At 72.6% G+C, this 17991-nt stretch carries 24 protein-coding genes; 8 read left to right on the top strand and 16 right to left on the bottom strand.

Features of this window, described 5'->3' with window-relative positions; all coding sequences use genetic code 11:
- Positions 1–21 precede the first annotated feature (21 nt).
- From ACZ7L7_RS01280 to ACZ7L7_RS01270, 3 genes are read left to right on the top strand one after another with little or no spacing between them, the layout of a single operon-like run.
- Positions 22–795, top strand: a complete 774-nt coding sequence (locus tag ACZ7L7_RS01280; RefSeq protein ID WP_472074330.1) for an MBL fold metallo-hydrolase — start codon at positions 22–24, stop codon at positions 793–795.
- Complete coding sequence (locus tag ACZ7L7_RS01275) at positions 792–1424, top strand: DedA family protein (protein WP_472074328.1); 633 nt, start codon at positions 792–794, stop codon at positions 1422–1424. The genes ACZ7L7_RS01280 and ACZ7L7_RS01275 overlap by 4 nt, the downstream gene beginning before the upstream one ends.
- Before the next feature lie 39 nt (positions 1425–1463).
- Complete coding sequence (locus ACZ7L7_RS01270; RefSeq protein WP_472074326.1) at positions 1464–2327, top strand: hypothetical protein; 864 nt, start codon at positions 1464–1466, stop codon at positions 2325–2327.
- A gap of 80 nt (positions 2328–2407) precedes the next feature.
- On the opposite strand, the gene ACZ7L7_RS01265 is transcribed toward ACZ7L7_RS01270, so the two are convergent.
- From ACZ7L7_RS01265 to ACZ7L7_RS01250, 4 genes are all read right to left on the bottom strand, one after another.
- Positions 2408–3439: an MBL fold metallo-hydrolase gene (locus tag ACZ7L7_RS01265; protein WP_285514659.1), complete on the bottom strand. Its 1032-nt coding sequence runs from the start codon at positions 3437–3439 to the stop codon at positions 2408–2410.
- A complete protein-coding gene (locus ACZ7L7_RS01260) occupies positions 3436–4683 on the bottom strand; it encodes an aminotransferase class I/II-fold pyridoxal phosphate-dependent enzyme (RefSeq protein WP_471428108.1) in 1248 nt (415 codons plus the stop codon). Before ACZ7L7_RS01260 ends, ACZ7L7_RS01265 begins: the two co-directional genes overlap by 4 nt.
- Positions 4684–4731: 48 nt before the next feature.
- The gene (locus ACZ7L7_RS01255; protein ID WP_285514661.1) at positions 4732–5421 is read right to left on the bottom strand and encodes a hypothetical protein; all 690 of its coding nucleotides are present in this window, start codon (positions 5419–5421) and stop codon (positions 4732–4734) included.
- Between the two features lie 197 nt (positions 5422–5618).
- Positions 5619–6407 carry an RNA polymerase sigma factor SigF gene (locus tag ACZ7L7_RS01250; protein WP_285514662.1) on the bottom strand — a complete coding sequence of 263 codons (789 nt, stop codon included), beginning with the start codon at positions 6405–6407 and terminating at the stop codon, positions 5619–5621.
- A gap of 279 nt (positions 6408–6686) precedes the next feature.
- On the opposite strand from ACZ7L7_RS01250, the gene ACZ7L7_RS01245 reads away from it, so the two are divergent.
- Together ACZ7L7_RS01245 and ACZ7L7_RS01240 are read left to right on the top strand one after the other, a co-directional pair.
- Positions 6687–7061, top strand: a complete 375-nt coding sequence (locus ACZ7L7_RS01245; protein ID WP_285514663.1) for a DUF2795 domain-containing protein — start codon at positions 6687–6689, stop codon at positions 7059–7061.
- Positions 7062–7100: 39 nt separating this feature from the next.
- Positions 7101–7643 (top strand): type 1 glutamine amidotransferase domain-containing protein, encoded by a 543-nt coding sequence (locus ACZ7L7_RS01240; RefSeq protein ID WP_285514664.1) that lies wholly within the window; start codon positions 7101–7103, stop codon positions 7641–7643.
- Between the two features lie 27 nt (positions 7644–7670).
- Here ACZ7L7_RS01240 and ACZ7L7_RS01235 read toward each other — a convergent pair whose 3' ends face one another.
- The 3 genes from ACZ7L7_RS01235 to ACZ7L7_RS01225 all read right to left on the bottom strand — a co-directional run bounded on the left by ACZ7L7_RS01235 (position 7671) and on the right by ACZ7L7_RS01225 (position 10325).
- Entirely contained in the window at positions 7671–7919 is a 249-nt protein-coding gene (locus ACZ7L7_RS01235) for a DUF6158 family protein (RefSeq protein WP_093719690.1), read from the bottom strand.
- Between the two features lie 88 nt (positions 7920–8007).
- On the bottom strand, positions 8008–9627 hold the full coding sequence (locus ACZ7L7_RS01230) for an ABC-F family ATP-binding cassette domain-containing protein (RefSeq protein WP_471591595.1): 1620 nt from the start codon (positions 9625–9627) through the stop codon (positions 8008–8010).
- A gap of 41 nt (positions 9628–9668) precedes the next feature.
- Complete coding sequence (locus tag ACZ7L7_RS01225; RefSeq protein WP_285514666.1) at positions 9669–10325, bottom strand: histidine phosphatase family protein; 657 nt, start codon at positions 10323–10325, stop codon at positions 9669–9671.
- A gap of 60 nt (positions 10326–10385) precedes the next feature.
- Here ACZ7L7_RS01225 and ACZ7L7_RS01220 point away from each other — a divergent pair, with 60 nt between their 5' ends.
- From ACZ7L7_RS01220 to ACZ7L7_RS01210, 3 genes are all read left to right on the top strand, one after another.
- On the top strand, positions 10386–11879 hold the full coding sequence (locus ACZ7L7_RS01220; protein ID WP_471428115.1) for a phosphatase PAP2 family protein: 1494 nt from the start codon (positions 10386–10388) through the stop codon (positions 11877–11879).
- Between the two features lie 91 nt (positions 11880–11970).
- Complete coding sequence (locus ACZ7L7_RS01215) at positions 11971–12792, top strand: class I SAM-dependent methyltransferase (protein WP_453603275.1); 822 nt, start codon at positions 11971–11973, stop codon at positions 12790–12792.
- A gap of 43 nt (positions 12793–12835) precedes the next feature.
- Positions 12836–13006, top strand: coding sequence for a hydrophobic protein (locus ACZ7L7_RS01210; RefSeq protein ID WP_093719685.1), 171 nt, complete (start codon positions 12836–12838; stop codon positions 13004–13006).
- A gap of 124 nt (positions 13007–13130) precedes the next feature.
- Here the strand turns inward: ACZ7L7_RS01210 and ACZ7L7_RS01205 are convergent, their stop codons facing one another.
- The 9 genes from ACZ7L7_RS01205 to ACZ7L7_RS01165 are packed head-to-tail and all read right to left on the bottom strand — an operon-like array spanning position 13131 to position 17943.
- Positions 13131–13412, bottom strand: a complete 282-nt coding sequence (locus ACZ7L7_RS01205; RefSeq protein WP_472074323.1) for a gas vesicle protein K — start codon at positions 13410–13412, stop codon at positions 13131–13133.
- Positions 13409–13597, bottom strand: coding sequence for a gas vesicle protein (locus ACZ7L7_RS01200; RefSeq protein ID WP_093719683.1), 189 nt, complete (start codon positions 13595–13597; stop codon positions 13409–13411). Before ACZ7L7_RS01200 ends, ACZ7L7_RS01205 begins: the two co-directional genes overlap by 4 nt.
- Positions 13594–14385, bottom strand: coding sequence for a GvpL/GvpF family gas vesicle protein (locus ACZ7L7_RS01195; RefSeq protein ID WP_285514670.1), 792 nt, complete (start codon positions 14383–14385; stop codon positions 13594–13596). The genes ACZ7L7_RS01200 and ACZ7L7_RS01195 overlap by 4 nt, the downstream gene beginning before the upstream one ends.
- Positions 14385–14711, bottom strand: coding sequence for a gas vesicle protein (locus ACZ7L7_RS01190; protein ID WP_453603272.1), 327 nt, complete (start codon positions 14709–14711; stop codon positions 14385–14387). The genes ACZ7L7_RS01195 and ACZ7L7_RS01190 overlap by 1 nt, the downstream gene beginning before the upstream one ends.
- Positions 14708–15865: an SRPBCC family protein gene (locus tag ACZ7L7_RS01185; RefSeq protein ID WP_472074321.1), complete on the bottom strand. Its 1158-nt coding sequence runs from the start codon at positions 15863–15865 to the stop codon at positions 14708–14710. The genes ACZ7L7_RS01190 and ACZ7L7_RS01185 overlap by 4 nt, the downstream gene beginning before the upstream one ends.
- Positions 15862–16503 carry a DNA primase gene (locus ACZ7L7_RS01180; RefSeq protein WP_472074319.1) on the bottom strand — a complete coding sequence of 214 codons (642 nt, stop codon included), beginning with the start codon at positions 16501–16503 and terminating at the stop codon, positions 15862–15864. The genes ACZ7L7_RS01185 and ACZ7L7_RS01180 overlap by 4 nt, the downstream gene beginning before the upstream one ends.
- Complete coding sequence (locus ACZ7L7_RS01175; RefSeq protein WP_285514674.1) at positions 16500–16727, bottom strand: gas vesicle protein GvpG; 228 nt, start codon at positions 16725–16727, stop codon at positions 16500–16502. Before ACZ7L7_RS01175 ends, ACZ7L7_RS01180 begins: the two co-directional genes overlap by 4 nt.
- Positions 16728–16744: 17 nt before the next feature.
- Entirely contained in the window at positions 16745–17512 is a 768-nt protein-coding gene (locus ACZ7L7_RS01170) for a GvpL/GvpF family gas vesicle protein (RefSeq protein WP_472074317.1), read from the bottom strand.
- Positions 17509–17943: a gas vesicle structural protein GvpA gene (locus tag ACZ7L7_RS01165; protein WP_285514676.1), complete on the bottom strand. Its 435-nt coding sequence runs from the start codon at positions 17941–17943 to the stop codon at positions 17509–17511. Before ACZ7L7_RS01165 ends, ACZ7L7_RS01170 begins: the two co-directional genes overlap by 4 nt.
- Between the last annotated feature and the right edge of the window lie 48 nt (positions 17944–17991).

The following is a 17991-nucleotide window of genomic DNA, read 5'->3' as shown; positions in this document are numbered from 1 at the left end:
TCGCGCGAAGGAGGCAAAGAGGTGCCCGTGGAGATCACTTGGTGGGGGCACGCCACCTGCACGGTCGCCGACTCGGACGTACGTGTGCTCACCGACCCTCTGTTCGCACGCCGGCTCGCGCATCTGCGCCGTCGCCGGGGCGCGCTCCCCCCGCCGAGCGCCTGGCGTGCGGATGTCGCGCTGGTCTCCCATCTGCACGCCGACCACCTGCACCTCCCCTCCCTCGCCCGGCTCGGCGAGGGCACGCGCCTGCTCGTGCCCCGGGGCGCACGCCGGGCGGTGCCGGGGCTGCGCCGGCTCACCGGGCTCCAGGTCACCGAGGTGGTGCCCGGCGATGTGACCGAGGTGGGTGGCCTGCGGATACGCGCTGTGCCCGCCCGGCACGACGGGCGGCGGCTGCCGGTGGGACGCCACCACTCCCCCGCGCTGGGCTATGTCGTCGAGGGCGAGGCCCGCACGTATTTCGCCGGGGACACCGGCCTGTTCGACGAGATGGCCGACGAGGTCGGCCGGGTCGACGTGGCGCTGCTGCCGGTGGGCGGCTGGGGGCCGTACCTCGGTGAGGGGCACCTGGACGCGGGGCGCGCGGCGGAGGCCCTGGCCCGGCTGGGGGCACCCAGCGCGGTGCCGGTGCACTACGGCACGTACTGGCCCATCGGCATGGACGCCGTGCGCCCCCATGAGTTCCATGCGCCGGGCGATGAGTTCGTGCGCCTGGCCGGGATGCGTGCGCCCCGTGCCGCCGTGCACCGGCTGGGGCACGGCGAGAGCGTACGGCTGGGGGTGACCGCGTGAGCTGGCTGGTCACCGCCGCCTCGACGACCGTGCCGACGGAGTCCACCCAGCAGGCGATCGGGTATCCGACACTGTTCGTGCTGGTGCTGCTCGGGGCGCTGGTGCCGGTCATTCCGACGGGGGCGCTGGTCAGTACGGCGGCGGTGGTGGCCTTCCACCAGACAACGGCGCCGTTCGCGCTGGCGATGGTCTTCATGACGGCGTCGCTGGCGGCTTTCATGGGCGACGGCACCCTGTACTGGCTCGGGCGGCGCGGGATGCGGTCGCGGAACGGGTCGCGGTGGCTGGAGGCGATCCGGGCGCGGGCGCCGGAGGAGCGGCTGGAGCAGGCGCAGGTGAAGCTGGCCGAGCACGGGGTGACGGTGCTGGTGCTGTCGCGGCTGGTGCCTGCGGGCCGCCTGCCGGTGATGCTGGCCTGTCTGGTGGCCGACTGGCCGGTGCGCCGCTTCGCGCGCGGCAACTTCCCGGCCTGTCTGGCCTGGGCGGTGACGTACCAGCTGATCGGGGTGCTCGGCGGGTCCCTGTTCCCCGAGCCGTGGGAGGGCGTGCTCGCGGCGGTGGTGCTGACCGTGCTGATCAGCGTGGCGCCGGGTGTGTGGCGGCGGTTGCGGCGTCCCCAGCCGCACTGAGCGGGGCGCGTTGTCGTGCGGATGCTCTAGGCTCCCGGCATGACACCGAGTATCGAACACGCGGTCGACTACGGGCAGTTCGCCGCACGGCTCGCGGCGCCCCGGGCGACGCGGTGGGAGCTGCTGTCCGAGGTGCAGCGCGAGTGGGGCTACGAACCCGAGGAGTGGGAGCCCGACGACTGGGACCCGGACCTCTGGGAGGACGAGGACGACGAAGAGGACGAGGACGACGAGGACGAGAAGCTCCGCGTCGACCGGAGTCTGCCCGTGCCGCTCGCCCTGCGGGAGTGGTGGACGTGGCCCGAGAACACCTTCATGGAGAACGCCCGCTGGTACTGGACCCATCCGGAGATGCCGCCGACGCTGCGCCCCGACCCCGGCGGCTGGGGTGTCTCGGACGCCGTGCCGGACGACAGCCCGCTGCTGCCGCCCGGCGGTGACCGGCGGGTCTGTGTGTTCATGGCGGAGTACCAGTACTGCAACGAGTGGGGCTACGCGGCCGCCGAGGCCGGCCAGGACGATCCGCGGGTCCTGGTGAGCACCGGGGACGACTGGGTGGTGCAGGACCGGTCGGTCTCCGAGTACTTCCTTCATCTGGCGCTGATACGGCTGCCGTTCCGGCTCGGCTGGACGCTGCGGGTCAGCCAGGAGGAGCTCGACCGCGACCCCGCCGCCCTCGGCCGACTGACCGCCGCCTACCCCGACATGGGCCTGCTGCCGTGGCGCGAGCTGGGCGGCGACATCGTGCTGCGCGGCGGCCCGGACCTGATCGTCCGCCACGACCGCGCCGACCCCGAGGACGTCCTGCTGCTGGCGGGCCGCACCGAGGCCGCCGTCCGCGAGGCCGCCGCACTGCTCGGCGCCCCCTGCAAGGGCAGCGAGCCCGAACCGCCCCGCGTCTGAGCCGTGTTCCCCGCGCGCCGAGTGTGCGCGGGGAACCACCTCCCGCTGTCACGTCCGTACGCCCCGGCCGGGCCCGGCGGTCACTCCAGGACGCGGGATCCGCCGATGGCGAGGTCCAGCAGCCGCTCGCGGGCAAGACCCGCCTTCTCCCAGGCCGCGCGTACGCGCCTGAGCGGCTCCAGGACCGGCTCGGCGGAGAGGATGAACGTGCCCCAGTGCATGGGGGCCATCCTGCGGGCGCCCAGGTCCTGGGCGGCCCTGACCGCCTCCTCCGGATCGCAGTGGACGTCGGAGAGCCACCAGCGGGGGTCGTAGGCGCCGATGGGCAGGAGGGCCAGGTCGATTCCGGGGTAGCGGCGGCCGATGCGGGTGAACCAGTGGCCGTAGCCGGTGTCGCCCGCGAAGTAGAGGCGCTGCCCGTCCCGGTCGGTGAGGACCCAGCCGCCCCACAGGCTGCGGCAGGTGTCGGTGAGGGTGCGCTTGGACCAGTGGTGGGCCGGGACGAAGTCGAAGCGCACGCCCTTGAGTTCGGCCGCCTCCCACCAGTCCAGTTCGGTGACGGTGGTGAAGCGGCGACGGCGGAACCAGGGGGCGAGCCCGGCCGGGACGAAGACCGGGGTGTCGCGCGGGAGCCGGCGCAGCGTCGGGGCGTCGAGGTGGTCGTAGTGGTTGTGGCTGATCACGACCGCGTCCACGCGCGGGAGGGACTCCCAGTCGATGCCGACCGGGGTGATGCGGGCCGGGGTGCCGATGATGCGGCGGGACCACACGGGGTCGGTGAGGACCGTGAGTCCGCCGATCCGCACCACCCAACTGGCGTGTCCGGCCCAGGAGACGGCGATCGTACGGGAGCCGACCCGGGGCAGCGGGGCCGGGGAGAACGGCAGCAGGGGAATCTCGGCGAGGCCCTCGCGGCCGGGACGCACCGAACCCTCGCGGGCGAAGCGGGCGATCGCCTTCAGGCCGGGCAGGGGGGCGGTGAGCCGGTCGTGGAAGGTGCGCGGCCACACCCGCCGCTCGCCGAGCGGACGGGGTTCGGCGAGCGGCGGGAAGGGGGCGGTGGGCGCGGGGGCGCGGAGGTGGTGGGTGGTCGACTCGGACTGCTGCGTCATCGAGGAGGCTCCCATCGCTGAGCGTCGTCGCGGAGATCGTCGAAGACCGACTTCACGTGGATCAACGCGTCTCGCACATGCGGCAGTTCCAGTGGCTCGGGTGATTCGAGGCATTCCGCGCGCTCCTGGTCCGTACCGCCCAGAAGGTCACCGGTGGACAGCCGCACGCGCGGCTCGGCGAGGTCGTCGCCGAAGCGGTGGCCGCCGGGCGCGGGCATGCCGAGCCGGGCGGTGAGCAGGTCCTCCAGGTCCTGGGCGTCACTGACGCCGTGCCCGCCGAGGGCGCTGCGCAGGGGCCCGAGGTCGAGGTACAGGTGGCGGCCCGCCTGCGGGGGGCGGGCCAGGACTCCCGCGGCGACGACCTCCGCGTGCAGGGCGGCGGCCACGCGCGCGTGCAGGCGTACGGTGGCCGCCTGCCGGGCGCGGACGGGTTCGGGCTCGGTCAGGGCGTAGTGGGCGGCGGCGGCGACCGGGCCCGCCACGCGGGCGCCGAGCGCGGTGAGCACGTCGAGCACGCGCGCGTGGAGGCCGTCTCCGTCGGCGCCGGGCGGGAAGCGCGCGATCGCGGCCGGCCAGCCGGTGGGCAGCAGTGCGCCGGCCAGGTCGGTGACGACGGTGACCCGTTCGGGGAGCATCTCGGCGGGGCTGAGCAGCACCGAGCCGTGCGGATCGTGCCGGGTGTCCCGCCAGGTCTCGTCGCTGACCAGGTGCAGGCCCTCAGCGGCGGCGGCCTCCACGGTCTCGTGCATCACCTCGGGGGGCGCCACGGTGGCGGTGGGGTCGTCGGCGACGGACAGCACCAGCAGCCGCGGGTCACCGCCCTCGGCCCGGACCCGGCGCACGGTCTCCAGCAGCGCGTACGGGTCCGGCACCCCGCCGCACTCGGCCGGGGTGGCGACATGGAAGACGGGTCTTCCCAACAGGCGTGCGTACGGCGCCCACCAGGCCGCGCAGGGCCGGGGCACCAGGACGTCGCCGCCGAGGGCGGCGGTGAGCGCGAGCAGCAGGGCGGGGGCGCCGGGCGCGGCGACCACCCTGTCGGGCGTGCCGGGCAGTCCGCGCCGGTCCCAGTGGCCGCAGGCGGCCTCCAGCAGGGCGGCGCCCCCGCCGACGGGTTCGCTGTCGGCACGGGAGGCGGCAGCGGCGAGCACGGCGGACAGTTCGGGCAGGACCGGGAGCCCGTCCCCGGGCAGCGGCGGCCCGTAGCGGACAGGGCCGTGGCTCTCGGGAACCCTCCGCGCCACCCTGACTCCCTCCTGGTGCCTACGTACCGATTACCCCATGAGCGGCGGTCAGATGTGCTCGGCGGGCTTCCTGCGCCACAGCCGGTACCCGGCACCGCCCGCCGCGGCCGCGATCAGCGTCCCGCCGGCGATCAGCGCGGGCACGGAGTCGGTGAAGGCGCCGCCCTGACCGGCGTGCACGCCCCGCTGGATGACGGCGGGCGGGCAGCTCTCCCGGTGCGGCTCGGTCGCGCAGGGCCGCGGGGGGTGGCTGGTGTGGCCCCCCTTGGCGACGGTGAACGTGGCGCTCCACTGCTTGCCCTGGCCGCCGGGGGCTGCCGGGCAGGTGCCGTCGACGGTCCACGCGGTGTCCGGGCCCAGGGAGTCGCCCTCGCCCTCCAGCTCGGCGGCGGAGGAGATCCGCGCGGTGCCCCGGTAGGCGGGGCCGCCGCCCTTGCCGTCGTCCTCACCGGCCTTGTACAGGGCGTCGCTCTCGCCGGCCTTGTGCAGGGTGTCGCCCTCACCGACCTTGTGCAGGGTGACGGTGCCCTCCTCGAACGCCATCGAGGTGGCGTCCAGGGTGGCGGGCGCGGGCCCGCCGATGGGGTCGCAGCGCACCGACACGGTGACGCTCCCACCGGGCTGCGCGGTGCTGGGGCTGACCTCGGCGACCGGTTCCGACCAGGCCGCCGAGGCACAGAACCCCAGGATCACACCGCCCAGCGCGAGAGCGGACAGCAGACGAACGGTGCGGCGCATGGCGCGGGCTCCTCGGTCGACGACTCCAGGACACCCACCCATCACAGCCCGCCGGGCGATCCGGCGCGCGCGGCCGGACACCAAGTGAGTGAAACGGGACCGGAAGGCGCCGCCGGGGCGGGGGGAACCGCGCGACCGGCCGCACCCGACCGGCACCCGAGGATCACCAGCACCCCGACGGCGCCCCCGCTCAAGACCTACGCAGCGTCCCGGAGCACCTGCTCCCGGACCCGCCCGCAGCACCGGCTGATCAGCCGGGACACATGCATCTGCGAGATCCCCAGCTGCTCGGCGATCCGGCTCTGGGTCATGTCCCCGAAGAACCGCATGTACAGGATGGCCCGCTCCCGCTCCGGCAGCGCCGCCAGCCGGGGCTTCACGGCCTCCCGGTCCACCACCGTGTCCAGGGCCGGGTCGACGGAACCGAGCGCGTCGCTGAGCGAGTAGCCGTCCTCGCTGCCGGGCAGTTCCGCGTCCAGGGAGAGTGCCGTGAAGCTCTCCAGTGCCTCCAGGCCGGTCTTCACATCGGCCTCGGTCATGTCCGCGTGCTTGGCGATCTCCGCGACCGTGGGGCGCTGCCCGGAGACGGTCTGGAGCTCCTGCAGAGCGATCCGCACACGATTGCGCAGGTCCTGCACCCGTCGGGGCACGTGCAGGGTCCACATGTGGTCCCGGAAGTGGCGCTTGATCTCGCCGGTGATGGTGGGTACGGCGTAGCTCTCGAAGGCGTTGCCGAGTTCGGGGTCGTACCGGTCGACGGCCTTGACCAGGCCCAGGGCGGCGACCTGCCGGAGGTCCTCCATGCTCTCGCCGCGGCTGCGGAACCGGCTCGCTATCCGGTCGGCCATGGGAAGCCATGCCTCGACGATCCGCTCGCGGAGGGTGTCACGCTGCGGACCGGGAGGCAGCGTGGCGAGCTCGCGGAACGCGTCCGCGGTGTCGGGGGCGTCGTCGTGCGGGTGCCTTGTGCTCAGTCGAGTGGGCATGTGCGCCGCAACTCCCTTGGTCTGTGCTCTGGTTGGACGGTCAACCGAGGGAGCGCGCACGGCACCGGACGGAAACAGTCTGGGTCGGCCGTTCGCCGCTCCCACGGACGTGCCTCCTGTCCGAAGCACTGGTCCTTCGCCTGCCCCTGCCCGCGGACGGCAAACCTCCGCTCCGGGATTTCGTCGGACGGGAGGGGCTGCCCGTACGCCCGGGAATCCCTCCGTGTCGGTGTCCGGTCTTCGGGTACGCGGTGCGGACCCGAGGATCTGGAGGGAGTCATGCAGCGAGGCAGTGACCGCCTGAACGTCCACCGCGACGACGAGATGAAGCACGAGCTCCAGGGCCTGCTCAGGTCGGGTCACCCCACCCGGACCGAGGAGTGGCACGACCCAGAGCCGACCGCCGACGACGACCCGCGGGTCGCGGGCGGCCCGGTGGCGCCCGGTGACACGGCCTCCCTGGAGGCGGTGCGCCAGGTGCTGACCCATTACCTCAGCCGCCGCCAGTTCCCGGCGGGCCCGCGCGAGCTGGCAGGCACCCTGCGCCGCGCCTACGCCCCCGACGGCCTGGTGGAGCCCGTGGAACACCTACCGCGCTCGGCCCGCTACGCCACGCTCCAGGAACTGGCCGAGGCCCTGACGCACCGCCACTAGGGCCAAGCCGCAGCCATATCGGAAGGAAGCCAGACGATCATGCGCATAGCTTTTCTGACCGCGCCCGAGGGCGTCGAGCAGGTCGAGCTCACCGAGCCGTGGCAGGCCGTGCTGGACGCCGGGCACGAGCCGGTGCTGGTGTCGACGGAGCCCGGGGAGGTACAGGCGTTCGAGCATCTGGACAAGGCGGACACCTTCCCCGTGCAGGAGGTGGTCGGGGACACGTCCGCCGACTCCTTCGGCGGGCTCGTGCTGCCCGGCGGGGTGGCCAACCCGGACTTCCTGCGGATGGACGACAAGGCGGTCGCCTTCGTCAACGCGTTCTTCGAGCAGGGGCGCCCGGTGGCCGCGATCTGTCACGCACCGTGGACGCTGGTCGAGGCGGACGTGGTGCGCGGGCGGGTGCTGACCTCCTGGCCGAGTCTGCGCACCGACATCGTCAACGCGGGCGGCACCTGGGTCGACGAGCAGGTCAAGGTGTGCGACCACGGGCCGAACCAGCTGGTCACCAGTCGCAAGCCGGACGATCTGAAGGCGTTCTGCGCGGCCTTCCTGGAGGTGTTCGCTGAGCAGTCCCGCTGAGCGGACCAGCAGTCCCGCTGAGCGCGCTCAGGCGCCCGGGACCGCCGCCTGACCCCGGCCGCGGTCCCGGGCGCCCTCGCGGGTGCGGCCGGCGGCGACGGGGCGGCGCGGGTTGCGGCGGAGGTACTCGCCCTCCAGCTGGGCCATGCGGAGGTTGTGGGCGCGCAGCGCGTCGTTCGAGCCGTACAGCAGGGTGTCGTGGCGCGTGCGGTGGATGGTCTCCAGCTCTTTCATGAGCTGCTGGTCGTCCAGCCGGCTGGGGTCGACTCCGGTCATGGTGCACCCCGCTCGTCGAGTCCGTGGCTTACGCCGTCCTGCCTCCACTGTACGAACTTCCGGGCATCCGGCACCCGCCCGGACCCGTTCAGCGAACCCGCTCCACCCGCCGCTCGTCCCAGACCGGCTCCGCCGTCTCCCGGACCCGGCCGTCCGAGCCGAAGACCAGATAGCGATCGAACGAACGGGCGAACCACCGGTCGTGGGTCACGGCCAGCACCGTGCCCTCGAAGGCCTCCAGGCCCTCCTGGAGCGCCTCCGCCGACTCCAGGTCCAGGTTGTCCGTGGGCTCGTCCAGGAGCAGCGCCGTGGCCCCCTGAAGTTCCAGCAGGAGGATCTGGAAGCGGGCCTGCTGGCCGCCGGAGAGCCGGTCGAAGGCCTGCTCGGCCTGCTGGGTCAGCTCGTAGCGGCGCAGCCGGGACATGGCCGCGCCCCGGTCCTGGGCGTGCTCCGTCCACAGGATGTCCAGCAGGGTGCGGCCCGCCAGCTCGGGGTGGGCGTGGGTCTGCGCGAAGTGCCCGGGCACCACCCGCGCGCCCAGCTTCCAGTTGCCGGTGTGCGCGACCTCCTCCCCCGCCAGCAGGCGCAGGAAGTGCGACTTGCCGGAGCCGTTGGAGCCCAGGACGGCGACGCGTTCGCCGTAGAAGACCTCCAGCGAGAACGGCTTCATCAGGCCGGTCAGTTCCAGGTTCTCGCAGGTGACCGCGCGTACGCCGGTGCGGCCGCCCTTCAGGCGCATCCGGATGTCCTGCTCGCGCGGCGGCTCCGGAGGCGGGCCCGCCTCCTCGAACTTGCGCAGCCGGGTCTGGGCGGCGGCGTAGCGGGAGGCCATCTCATGGCTGACGGCGGCGGCCTGACGGAGCGTCACGACGAGCTTCTTCAGCTGGGCGTGCTTCTCGTCCCAGCGGCGCCGCAACTCCTCGAAGCGGGCGAAGCGTTCGCGCCGCGCCTCGTGGTACGTGGCGAAGCCGCCGCCGTGCACCCAGGTGTCGGCGCCGGTCGGGGACGGCTCCACGGAGACGATCTTCTCGGCGGCGCGGTTGAGCAGTTCACGGTCGTGGGAGACGAACAGGACCGTCTTGCGGGTCTCCTTCAGCCGCTCCTCAAGCCAGCGCTTGCCGGGCACGTCCAGGTAGTTGTCCGGCTCGTCGAGCAGCAGCACCTCGTCCGTGCCGCGCAGCAGCGCCTCCAGCACCAGCCGCTTCTGCTCACCGCCGGAGAGGGTGCGCACCTGCCGCCACTGCGCCTTCTCGTACGGCACGCCCAGCGCGGCCACGGTGCACATGTCCCACAGCGTCTCCGCCTCGTACCCGCGCACCTCGGCCCAGTCGGCGAGCGCCTGCGCGTACGTCAGCTGGGCCGCCTCGTCGTCGACGGTCATGATCGCGTGCTCGGCGGCGTCCACCGCCCGCGCCGCCTCCTGGATGCGCGGCGGAGCGACGGAGACCAGCAGGTCGCGTACGGTCGTCTCGTCCCGTACGGAGCCCACGAACTGGCGCATCACACCCAGGCCGCCACTGACCGTGACCGTGCCGCCGTGCGGTTTCAGCTCGCCGGAGATCAGCCGCAGCAGGGTCGTCTTGCCCGCGCCGTTCGGTCCGACCAGGGCCATCACCGACCCCTCGGCCACCCGGAAGGACACATCGCCCAGGAGCGGCCTCCCGTCGGGCAGGTAATACTCCAGGTGCGCGGCTTCCAGATGTCCCATGAGCAGGCATTCTCCGGGGCGCCCGGCGGTCCGGCAAACGGTTATCCGGCGTCGTCCAGCGGCTCGCCCGCCGGGCCCGCCCCACCGGCCGGAGCCACGCTCGCCCCGGCCCACGACAGCGCCTTGAAACCGTCGGACAGGCTGCCCTCCAGGACCACCACCCCGGTGTTGGCGAGCCGGTGCGTGGCGGCGTACTGGATGTCCACGTTGTCCGCGCGGGCCGCGGTCCAGGTCCGGATGATCGCGCCGTGGCTGACCATGACGACCGTGCGGGCCCCGCTCGCCGCCGCCTCCGCGACGACGCCGTCGAACCGGCCGAGCACCTCCTCGCCGTCCTCCCCGCCGGGCATCCGCAGCGCCGTGTCGCCGGACGCCCAGGAGAAGGCGGTACGCATGTACAGCTCGCCCTCCGCGGAGTCGCCGGGCAGCATCTCCAGGTCACCCGCGGCGATCTCCCGGATGCCGTCCCGCACCAGCGGCTCCAGTCCGCGCGCGGCGGCCAGCGGGGCGGCCGTGAGCTGGGTGCGGAGCAGGGTGGAGACGTACAGGGCCTCGATGTCCTCGTCCGCGAGGGCCTCGGGCAGCGCGGCGGCCTGGGCCAGGCCCAGCTCGGTCAGGCCCGGGCCCGGGACGGCGGTGTCGAGCAGGTAGTCGACATTCGTCGGGGTCTGGCCGTGACGGACGAGGAGCAGACGCATTCAGGGCTCTCCGGAGACGGACCGGCAAGGAAATCGCCACTTCAGGGTACCCGTGACCCCATGAGCCCAGATGTCGACCTCACCCACCTCCGCCCGGGCCGCCATGTGCTGCGCGACCGGCTCCTCGCCCTCGACTCCCGCCTGTTCGAGTTCGCCGCCGAACAGCACTGGCCCGGCGCGACCCCGGTGCTGCCGCGGCTGAGCCGGAGCGCCAACCACGGGCTGCTGTGGTTCGCCGCCGGCGCCGTGATGGCCGCGAGCCGCACCCCGCGCGCCCGCCGGGCCGCCGTGCGCGGTCTGGCCTCGCTGGGCCTGGCCTCGCTGACCATCAACACGCTCGGCAAGCGCTCGGTGAAGCGCCCGCGCCCGGTCCTGGACGCGGTGCCGCAGGTGCGGCACCTGAAGCGGCAGCCGATCACCACCTCCTTCCCGTCCGGTCACTCCGCGTCGGCGGCGGCCTTCGCGACCGGCGTCGCCCTGGAGTCCCCGGCCTGGGGCGCGGCGGTGGCACCCGTCGCCTGGTCGGTGGCGATGTCCAGGATCTACACCGGGGTGCACTTCCCGAGCGACGTCCTGGCGGGCGCTGCGCTCGGCGCGTGCGCCGCGTACGCGGTACGGGGCATGGTGCCCACCCGCGCCCAGCTCCTGCCGCCGCCCCGGCCGCGCGCCGAGGTCCCCGCGCTCGTCGAGGGCGAGGGCCTGGTGATGGTCGCGAACAACGCCTCGGGGACCGCGGACCGGGTGGACGCCCTGCGGAGTGTGCTGCCGGGCGCGGAGGTGGTGAGCTGCGCGCCGGAGCGGGTGCGCGCGGAGCTGGAGAAGGCGGCGGCCACGGCCCGGGTGCTCGGGGTGTGCGGCGGCGACGGCACGGTGAACGCGGCCGCCGAGGTCGCCCTCAAGTACGGGCTGCCGCTCGCGGTGCTGCCCGGCGGCACCCTCAACCACTTCGCCTACGACCTGGGCGTGGAGGATGTGCACGACCTGTCCCGGGCGCTGGTCGCCGGCCAGGCGGTGCGGGTGGACGTGGGCCGGTTCCGCTGGGGCGGCGGACAGGGCGTCTTCCTCAACACCTGCAGTCTGGGCGTGTATCCGGAGCTGGTGCGCGTACGGGACCGCTGGTCGCACCGGATCGGCGAATGGCCCGCCGGGGTGCTGGCCGCGCTGCGGGTGCTGCGCGCCGACCGGCACCCGCTGGAGGTCGAAGTCGGTTCCGCCACCCGCCCGTTGTGGCTGCTGTTCGCCGGGAACGGCACCTACCACCGGTTGGGCCTCGCCCCCGGCCGCCGCGTCGACCTCGCGGACGGTGTGCTGGACGTACGGGTCGTGCACGGCGGCCGCCGCCCGGCGCTGCGGCTGCTCGCGGCGGCCGTCGCGGGCCCGCTGACCCGCTCCCCCGTCCACGCGGCGGTCCAGGTCGGCCGGCTGCGGCTGGGCGATGCGGCGCCGGGATCACTGCTGGCCTTCGACGGTGAAGTCATCGAGGTGGAGGGCGAACTGACGCTGGAGAAGCTGCCGGAGGCGCTGACCGTGTACCGGCCGCTGCCCCATCACTGACGATCCATCAGTCCAATATGCAAAACGCGGGTCTCATTATTCGGCATGGCGGCATACGGTGGCGGTACGACGACGAGACGAGGGGAACGCCATGTCGAAGCCGCGTGAGACCGCCGTGTACACCCATGGGCACCACGAGTCGGTGCTGCGCTCGCACACCTGGCGCACCGCCGCCAACTCCGCGGCGTACCTGCTGGGTTCGCTCAAGCCGCACCTGCGGATCCTGGATATCGGCTGCGGGCCCGGCACCATCACCGCGGACCTGGCGGCGCTGGTGCCGGACGGTCATGTGACGGGGGTCGACCGGGCCCCGGCCGTCCTGGAGCAGGCCCGCGCCACGGCCGCCGAACGGGGCCTGGACAACGTCGACTTCGCGGTCGCCGACGTCCACGCGCTGGACTTCGAGGACGACTGCTTCGACGTGGTCCACGCGCATCAGGTGCTCCAGCACGTCGGCGACCCAGTGGGGGCGCTGCGCGAGATGAAGCGGGTGACCAGGCCGGGCGGGATCGTCGCGGCCCGGGACTCGGACTACGCGGCCATGACCTGGTACCCGGAGTCACCCGGGCTGGACGACTGGCTGGATCTGTACCGCCGGGTGGCCCGCGCCAACGGCGGTGAGCCGGACGCCGGACGGCGGCTGAAGTCCTGGGCGCTGCGGGCCGGTCTGACCGACGTCACCGCCACGTCGGCCACCTGGACCTTCGCCGAGCCGGAGGAGCGGGCCTGGTGGAGCGGGCTGTGGGCGGACCGCACCCTGGCCTCCGCCTACGCCGACCGGGCTGTCGAGGGCGGCCACGCCACGGTGGAGCAACTGACCGCGGTCGCGGACGCCTGGCGGGAGTGGGGGCGCCGGGAGGACGGCTGGTTCTCCGTTCTGCACGGAGAAATTGTGTGCCGCAAGGAGGGCTGAAACCGCGATTTCCGGTTACTCGGTCGGCAGGAGGTTTCACACTATGATCCCTGTTCTGCTGGTTCTGCTTTTGGCGCTGATTCTGTTCGGCGCCGGTTTCGCGGTGAAGGTGCTGTGGTGGATCGCCATCGCCGTACTGGTGGTGTGGTTGCTGGGCTTCGTGATGCGGAGCACGACTGCTTCCGGAGGCAGGGGCCGCTGGTACAGGTGGTGACGCGAGGCGGGTAGGCGACTGCCCCGGGAGGTCACTCCCGGGGCAGCGGCATGTTCGTACGCAGCGGCATGCTCGAACGCAGTGTTCGTACGGCGGCGGCAATTCATTCCACGGCAGCCGCGATTCATTCGCGCGGCAGGAGCGGCCCCAGCGGCCCGAGGTCCAGATTGAGGTCCTCGGGCCGCAGTCCGTAGCGCTCGCGCAGCTCGGTCATCCGCTCGTCCAGCAGCATCAGCGTCAGTCCGATCCGCTCCTCCTGCTCCTCGCTGAGGATGCCTTCGTCGCAGCGGCGCAGGGCCTGCCGCTCCATCAGCTGGCGCAGCAGCTCCACCACGGTGAGGACGAGTTTGACGAGGTCCCGCTCGACGGTGTCGGGTTCGAGGGCGAGCCGGTTGCGGGTGGTCACAGCAACTCCTGGAACGGTGAGGGCACGTTCTCGTTGACCGAGCTGATCAGGGCGTTGAGGTCGATGCGGACGAGGTCGACATCGGCGATGCGCAGGGTGATGTCCCCGGTGATGACGACCCCGCCGGCCAGCAGCCGGTCCAGGAGGTCCACCAGGGCGACCTCACGGCGTTCGACGACGGTCACCGGGCCTCGCCCTCCGTCCCCTCTTCGCTCTCTTCGCTCTCTTCGCCGGTGAAGGAATAGGCCGCCCAGGGGCCGGTGAGTTCCACCCGCATTCCCGGGGTCTCGTCCTTCGTACGGTCCACGAGTTCCACGAATTCCTCGGAATCCCCGCGCGGCACGAGATAAGCGGCATTGAGCACGTTCTGGCCGGGCCCGGCGGCAAGCGCCGAGGTCTGTGGAGGGTGCAGCCGGGAGTCCTCGGCGAAGGAGGAGAGCGTCACGTGCAAATTCTCGGCGAATTCCGCGGCCGCCTGCCAGGTACGCTCCTGGCCGCGCGTCCGCATACGCCGCTGCCGGAGGTAGTCCCGGCCCGACGCGGGTTTCCCGGCGGGCGCCTCGGCCGCCTGCGGCTGGGGGTCGACGTAGACCTTGACGCCCCATTCCACCCGGCCCGCGAGGCGGTCCAGGGTGCGCCGGAAGTAGTCCTCGCGGGCCTCCATCATCGTGCGCAGGGCGCTGTCGTCCCGGAAGACGGTGGCCATCCGCAGCGGGAGCGGGGTGGTGACGGCGGTGAGCGCGTCGATGACGCCCTGGTGGGCCCTGGCCGTCTCGCCGAGCCAGTCCAGGTCCTCCAGATGGGCGCGCAGCGGCTCCTCGGCGAAGTCCGCCTCGGGCACCGCGCTGTAGACGGCGATCAGACCGTGGTGGGTCAGCTGTCTGGGCGGCTGTGCGGCGACCCCCGTGAGCTGGGCCTGGAGGGCCGACCGGAAGGGCCGGCAGACGGCGTACACGTACCGCAGTCCTGACATCAGCGCTCCTTCCGCGCGTCGCCGGCGGGCTCCAGCTCCTCCAGCCTTCTGCGCAGTTCCGCGTTCTCCCGGGCGAGCTCACCGCGGCGGGCCCGCGAGGAGAGGGCCGGGTCCTCCTCCCACCAGTCGATGCCCATCTCCTTGGCCTTGTCCACCGAGGCGACGATCAGACGCAGCTTGACGGTGAGCAGTTCGATGTCGAGCAGATTGATCCGGATGTCTCCCGCGATGACGATGCCCTTGTCGAGGACGCGTTCCAGGATGTCGGCGAGGTTGGCGCCGCCGCCCTGGCCGTACGGCTCGGGAAGTCGGCTTGCGGTGGTCATCGACGGCTCCCGGCCTCTTCGTACTCGGTCTCGTCCTCCAGCTCGGCTTCTTCGTCCTCCCGCTCATTGTCGTCCTCGTACTCGTCGTCCGCCTCGTCGTACTCGTCCTCGGCTCCGTCCTCGGGCTCGGTCTCGTCGTCGTACTCGTCCTCGGCCTCGTCGGTGTCGTCGTACTCCTCGTCCGCGTCGCCGGAGTCCTCGTACTCGTCCTCCGCGCCCTCAGGGCCTTCGTCCTCGGCGTTCTCGTCCTGCTCGTCCTCCTGCTCCCGCTCCTCCTCGGCCACCGCGTCCTCGTGGCTGCGGACGACCTCGGCGTCGCGGATCTCGCCGCGCCAGCCCTCCTCCGCCTCTCCCTTGAGAGTGATGAAGCGGACGTAGTTCTTCAGGTCGAGCCGGGCCCGGCGGCCCTGGGCGCGCCAGATGTTGGCGGTCTTCTCGAAGAACCCCTTCGGGTAGTACTCGATCACCAGCAGCACGCGGGTGAGGTTCTCGGCGAGCTCGTGGAAGGAGACGACACCCTTCGTAGTGCCCTTGCCACCCTCCGAGGTCCAGGCGATCCGCTCGTCCGGCACCTGCTCGGTGGTGGTCGCCTTCCAGCCCCGGGTGGACCAGAAGATCTTCATCTGCCAGTCGGAGGTGGTGTCGTCCGTGCGGTTCGCGCTCTTGACGCCCTTGGCGAAGGTGCTGAAGTCCTGGAACTGCGTCCACTGGTCGTAGGCGGTGCGCAGCGGCACGCCGACGTCGACGTACTCGATGATGACGGTCGGTTTGTTGCCCGCGCCGCGCTTGCCGCCGCCCTTGCCCTTGCCGCCGAGGCTCTTCAGCGCGCCGGTCACGCTCTCCTTGGCGTGGGAGGCGCCGAGCTCCAGCGCGCTGCGGACCGGCCCCTTGCCCTCGGCGATCTTGCGGCCGCCGTCGAGGGCGAGCTTGGCGAAGCCCGGGCTGTTGCCCTCGGCGATGTCGTTCAGCTTGACCGTGGTCTCCCCGAGCTTGCGGCCGGCCCCGACCAGCAGGCGCTCGGCCTGCGCCGCGACGTACTCGCGCAGCTCCTCCTTCAGCCGGTCGGCGGCCTCGCTGTCGGCCAGCCCGCCGAGCGGTCCCTTGCCGGTGGCGTCACGTGCCGTGTCCGTGGCCCTGTCGACGGTCTCGGTCATCGCTCGTCACCACCCTTCTCCTGCCGTGCCTGCGCGGCGCGCGAGCCGCCGCGGGCCGGGGCGGACTTCTTCCTGGCCGCCGTACGGCGCGGTGCGGACGAGCCGCCCGGCGCCTTCTTCGCGGTGGTCTTCTGGGCGGTGGTCTTCTTGGCGGCGGCCGTCTTCTTCGTGGGCTTCTTGCGCGGCTTCGCCTCCGCCTTCGCCTCCGCCTTCTCCTCGCCCTTCTCCTCGCCCTTCTCCTCGCCCTTCTCCTCGCCGCCGGAGTCCTCTTCCGACTCCTCCAGCTCCTCCGGCTCCTCCTCGTCCCGCACGTCGGGCACCGCGCCCGACAGCTCGTCGCGCACCTGGGAGGTGCGGTTGTGCAGGCGGTCGGCGATCGAATCCAGCTGCCGTTCGACCATGGCGCCGGAGGCGGCCTTGCCGACCCCGCGCAGGTCCTGGCGCAGCTGGTCCCCGATCTCCTTGAACTGCGGGTTGTCCCGCAGTTGCTGCGAGGCCAGGTCGGCCAGTGCCCGGGGGCTGAGGTGCAGGCGTTTGCCCGCCACCAGCGTGCCCAGCGCGAACGCGAGCTTCATCTTCTTGGTACGTCCGAGGACGTATCCGGCACCGACCGCGAGGCCGAGCGCTGCCCTGTTCATGGTGTCCTCTCCAGTCTGTCCAGAAGCTCGTCCTCCCGCCGGTCGAACTCCTCCTCACTGATCTCGCCCGCCTCCAACTGCTCCTCAAGCTGGGCGAGTTCGGCCCGGACCGTGGCCGGGTCGTAGTAGATCCGTTCCGCCTCCCGCAGCACCTGGCCGATCACCCAGCCGGTGCCGCGCACGGGGGCCAGCGGCAACAGCAGCACCTCTGTGATCAGTCCCACGGCGTGGTCCTTCCTGCTCACTCCTGCGCGAAGTCCGCCCGGCTCTCGCCCGTGTGCTGGGCCGGACCGGGTTCGACGAAGCTGTACGGCGGCAGCGGCCCGTTCACCCGCACCTGGAGGTGCGGCAGGCGCTCGCGCAGGTCCTCGACGGCCGACAGGAACGATCCGGCGGCGTCCCGGGGCACCAGGAAGGAGATGTTGGCGAGCCAGCCGGAGGACTCCGGGCCGGTGCTCACCGCCTCCGCCTCGCCCTCCAGGGCGCGCAGGACCTCGTCGGCGTCCTCCGCCTCCTGTGCCTTGACGGCGGCCACGACCATCTCGCCGAGCCGCAGCTTCTGTTCGTAACTGCCGCCGCCCGCCTGCCGGTTGGCCTCGGTCATGGCGCGGAGGTCGGCGTTCTGCGACATCACCCGGTGGAGTACGGCCTCCTCGTCGTGGGTGGCCTTGATGTTGTACTCGACCTTGCCGTCGAGCGTGCGCAGCCGCTCCTGGTAGTGCTCGGCCCGCTCGCCGAGCACGGAGGTGACCGTGTCGTCGTCGGGGGCGAGGCTGCCGAACCGCATGGGCAGCACACAGCCGTCCGCCCCGACCTCGGCCAGAACGCTCTGGTGGGCGAGCAGGTCCCGGCGCTTGGGGCGCAGGTTCTCGGGCGCGTCGCTGACCAGGGCGGCCAGCCCGTCCGTGACGAGGACCCGGACCGGGAGCGGCGGGTCGCCGACCCCGGAGATGTCCTTCGGCAGGGCGGGATGGGAGCTCGTGGTGATGCCGTACACGTACGTGCTCACTCCTGCTCCTCCTTCCGGCGCGCCGAGGTGGCCTTGCGGGTGCGCGGCCGGGACTCGGACTTCTCCTTGCTCTCGTCACGGGCCTGCCGGAAGGCGTCGGAGACGGTCTCCGCGGCTCCGGAGAGCGCGCCCTTGGACTTGCCGCGGGCGCCGGACTCGGTGATCTCGCCGACCACCTCGGTCAGGCCGGGCGGCTTGCGCGGGCCGGCCTCCAGGTCGAGCCGGTTGCAGGCCTCGGCGAAGCGCAGGTACGTGTCGACGCTGGCGACGACGACCCTCACGTCGATCTTCAGGATCTCGATGCCCACCAGGGACACCCGGATGAACGCGTCGATCACGAGCCCCCTGTCCAGGATGAGTTCCAGGACGTCGTAGAGGCCGCTGGAGCCACCTCCGCCTCCGCCCGTGTTCTGTGCGGGGACAACGGTCATGTCGGGCCTTCCTCCTTGCCGGTTGCTCGGGCGGTCGCGGGAGGGCGG

The sequence above is a fragment of the Streptomyces sp. NPDC110618 genome (assembly GCF_055657065.1).
This window is presented reverse-complemented; position numbering and strand designations above follow the sequence as displayed.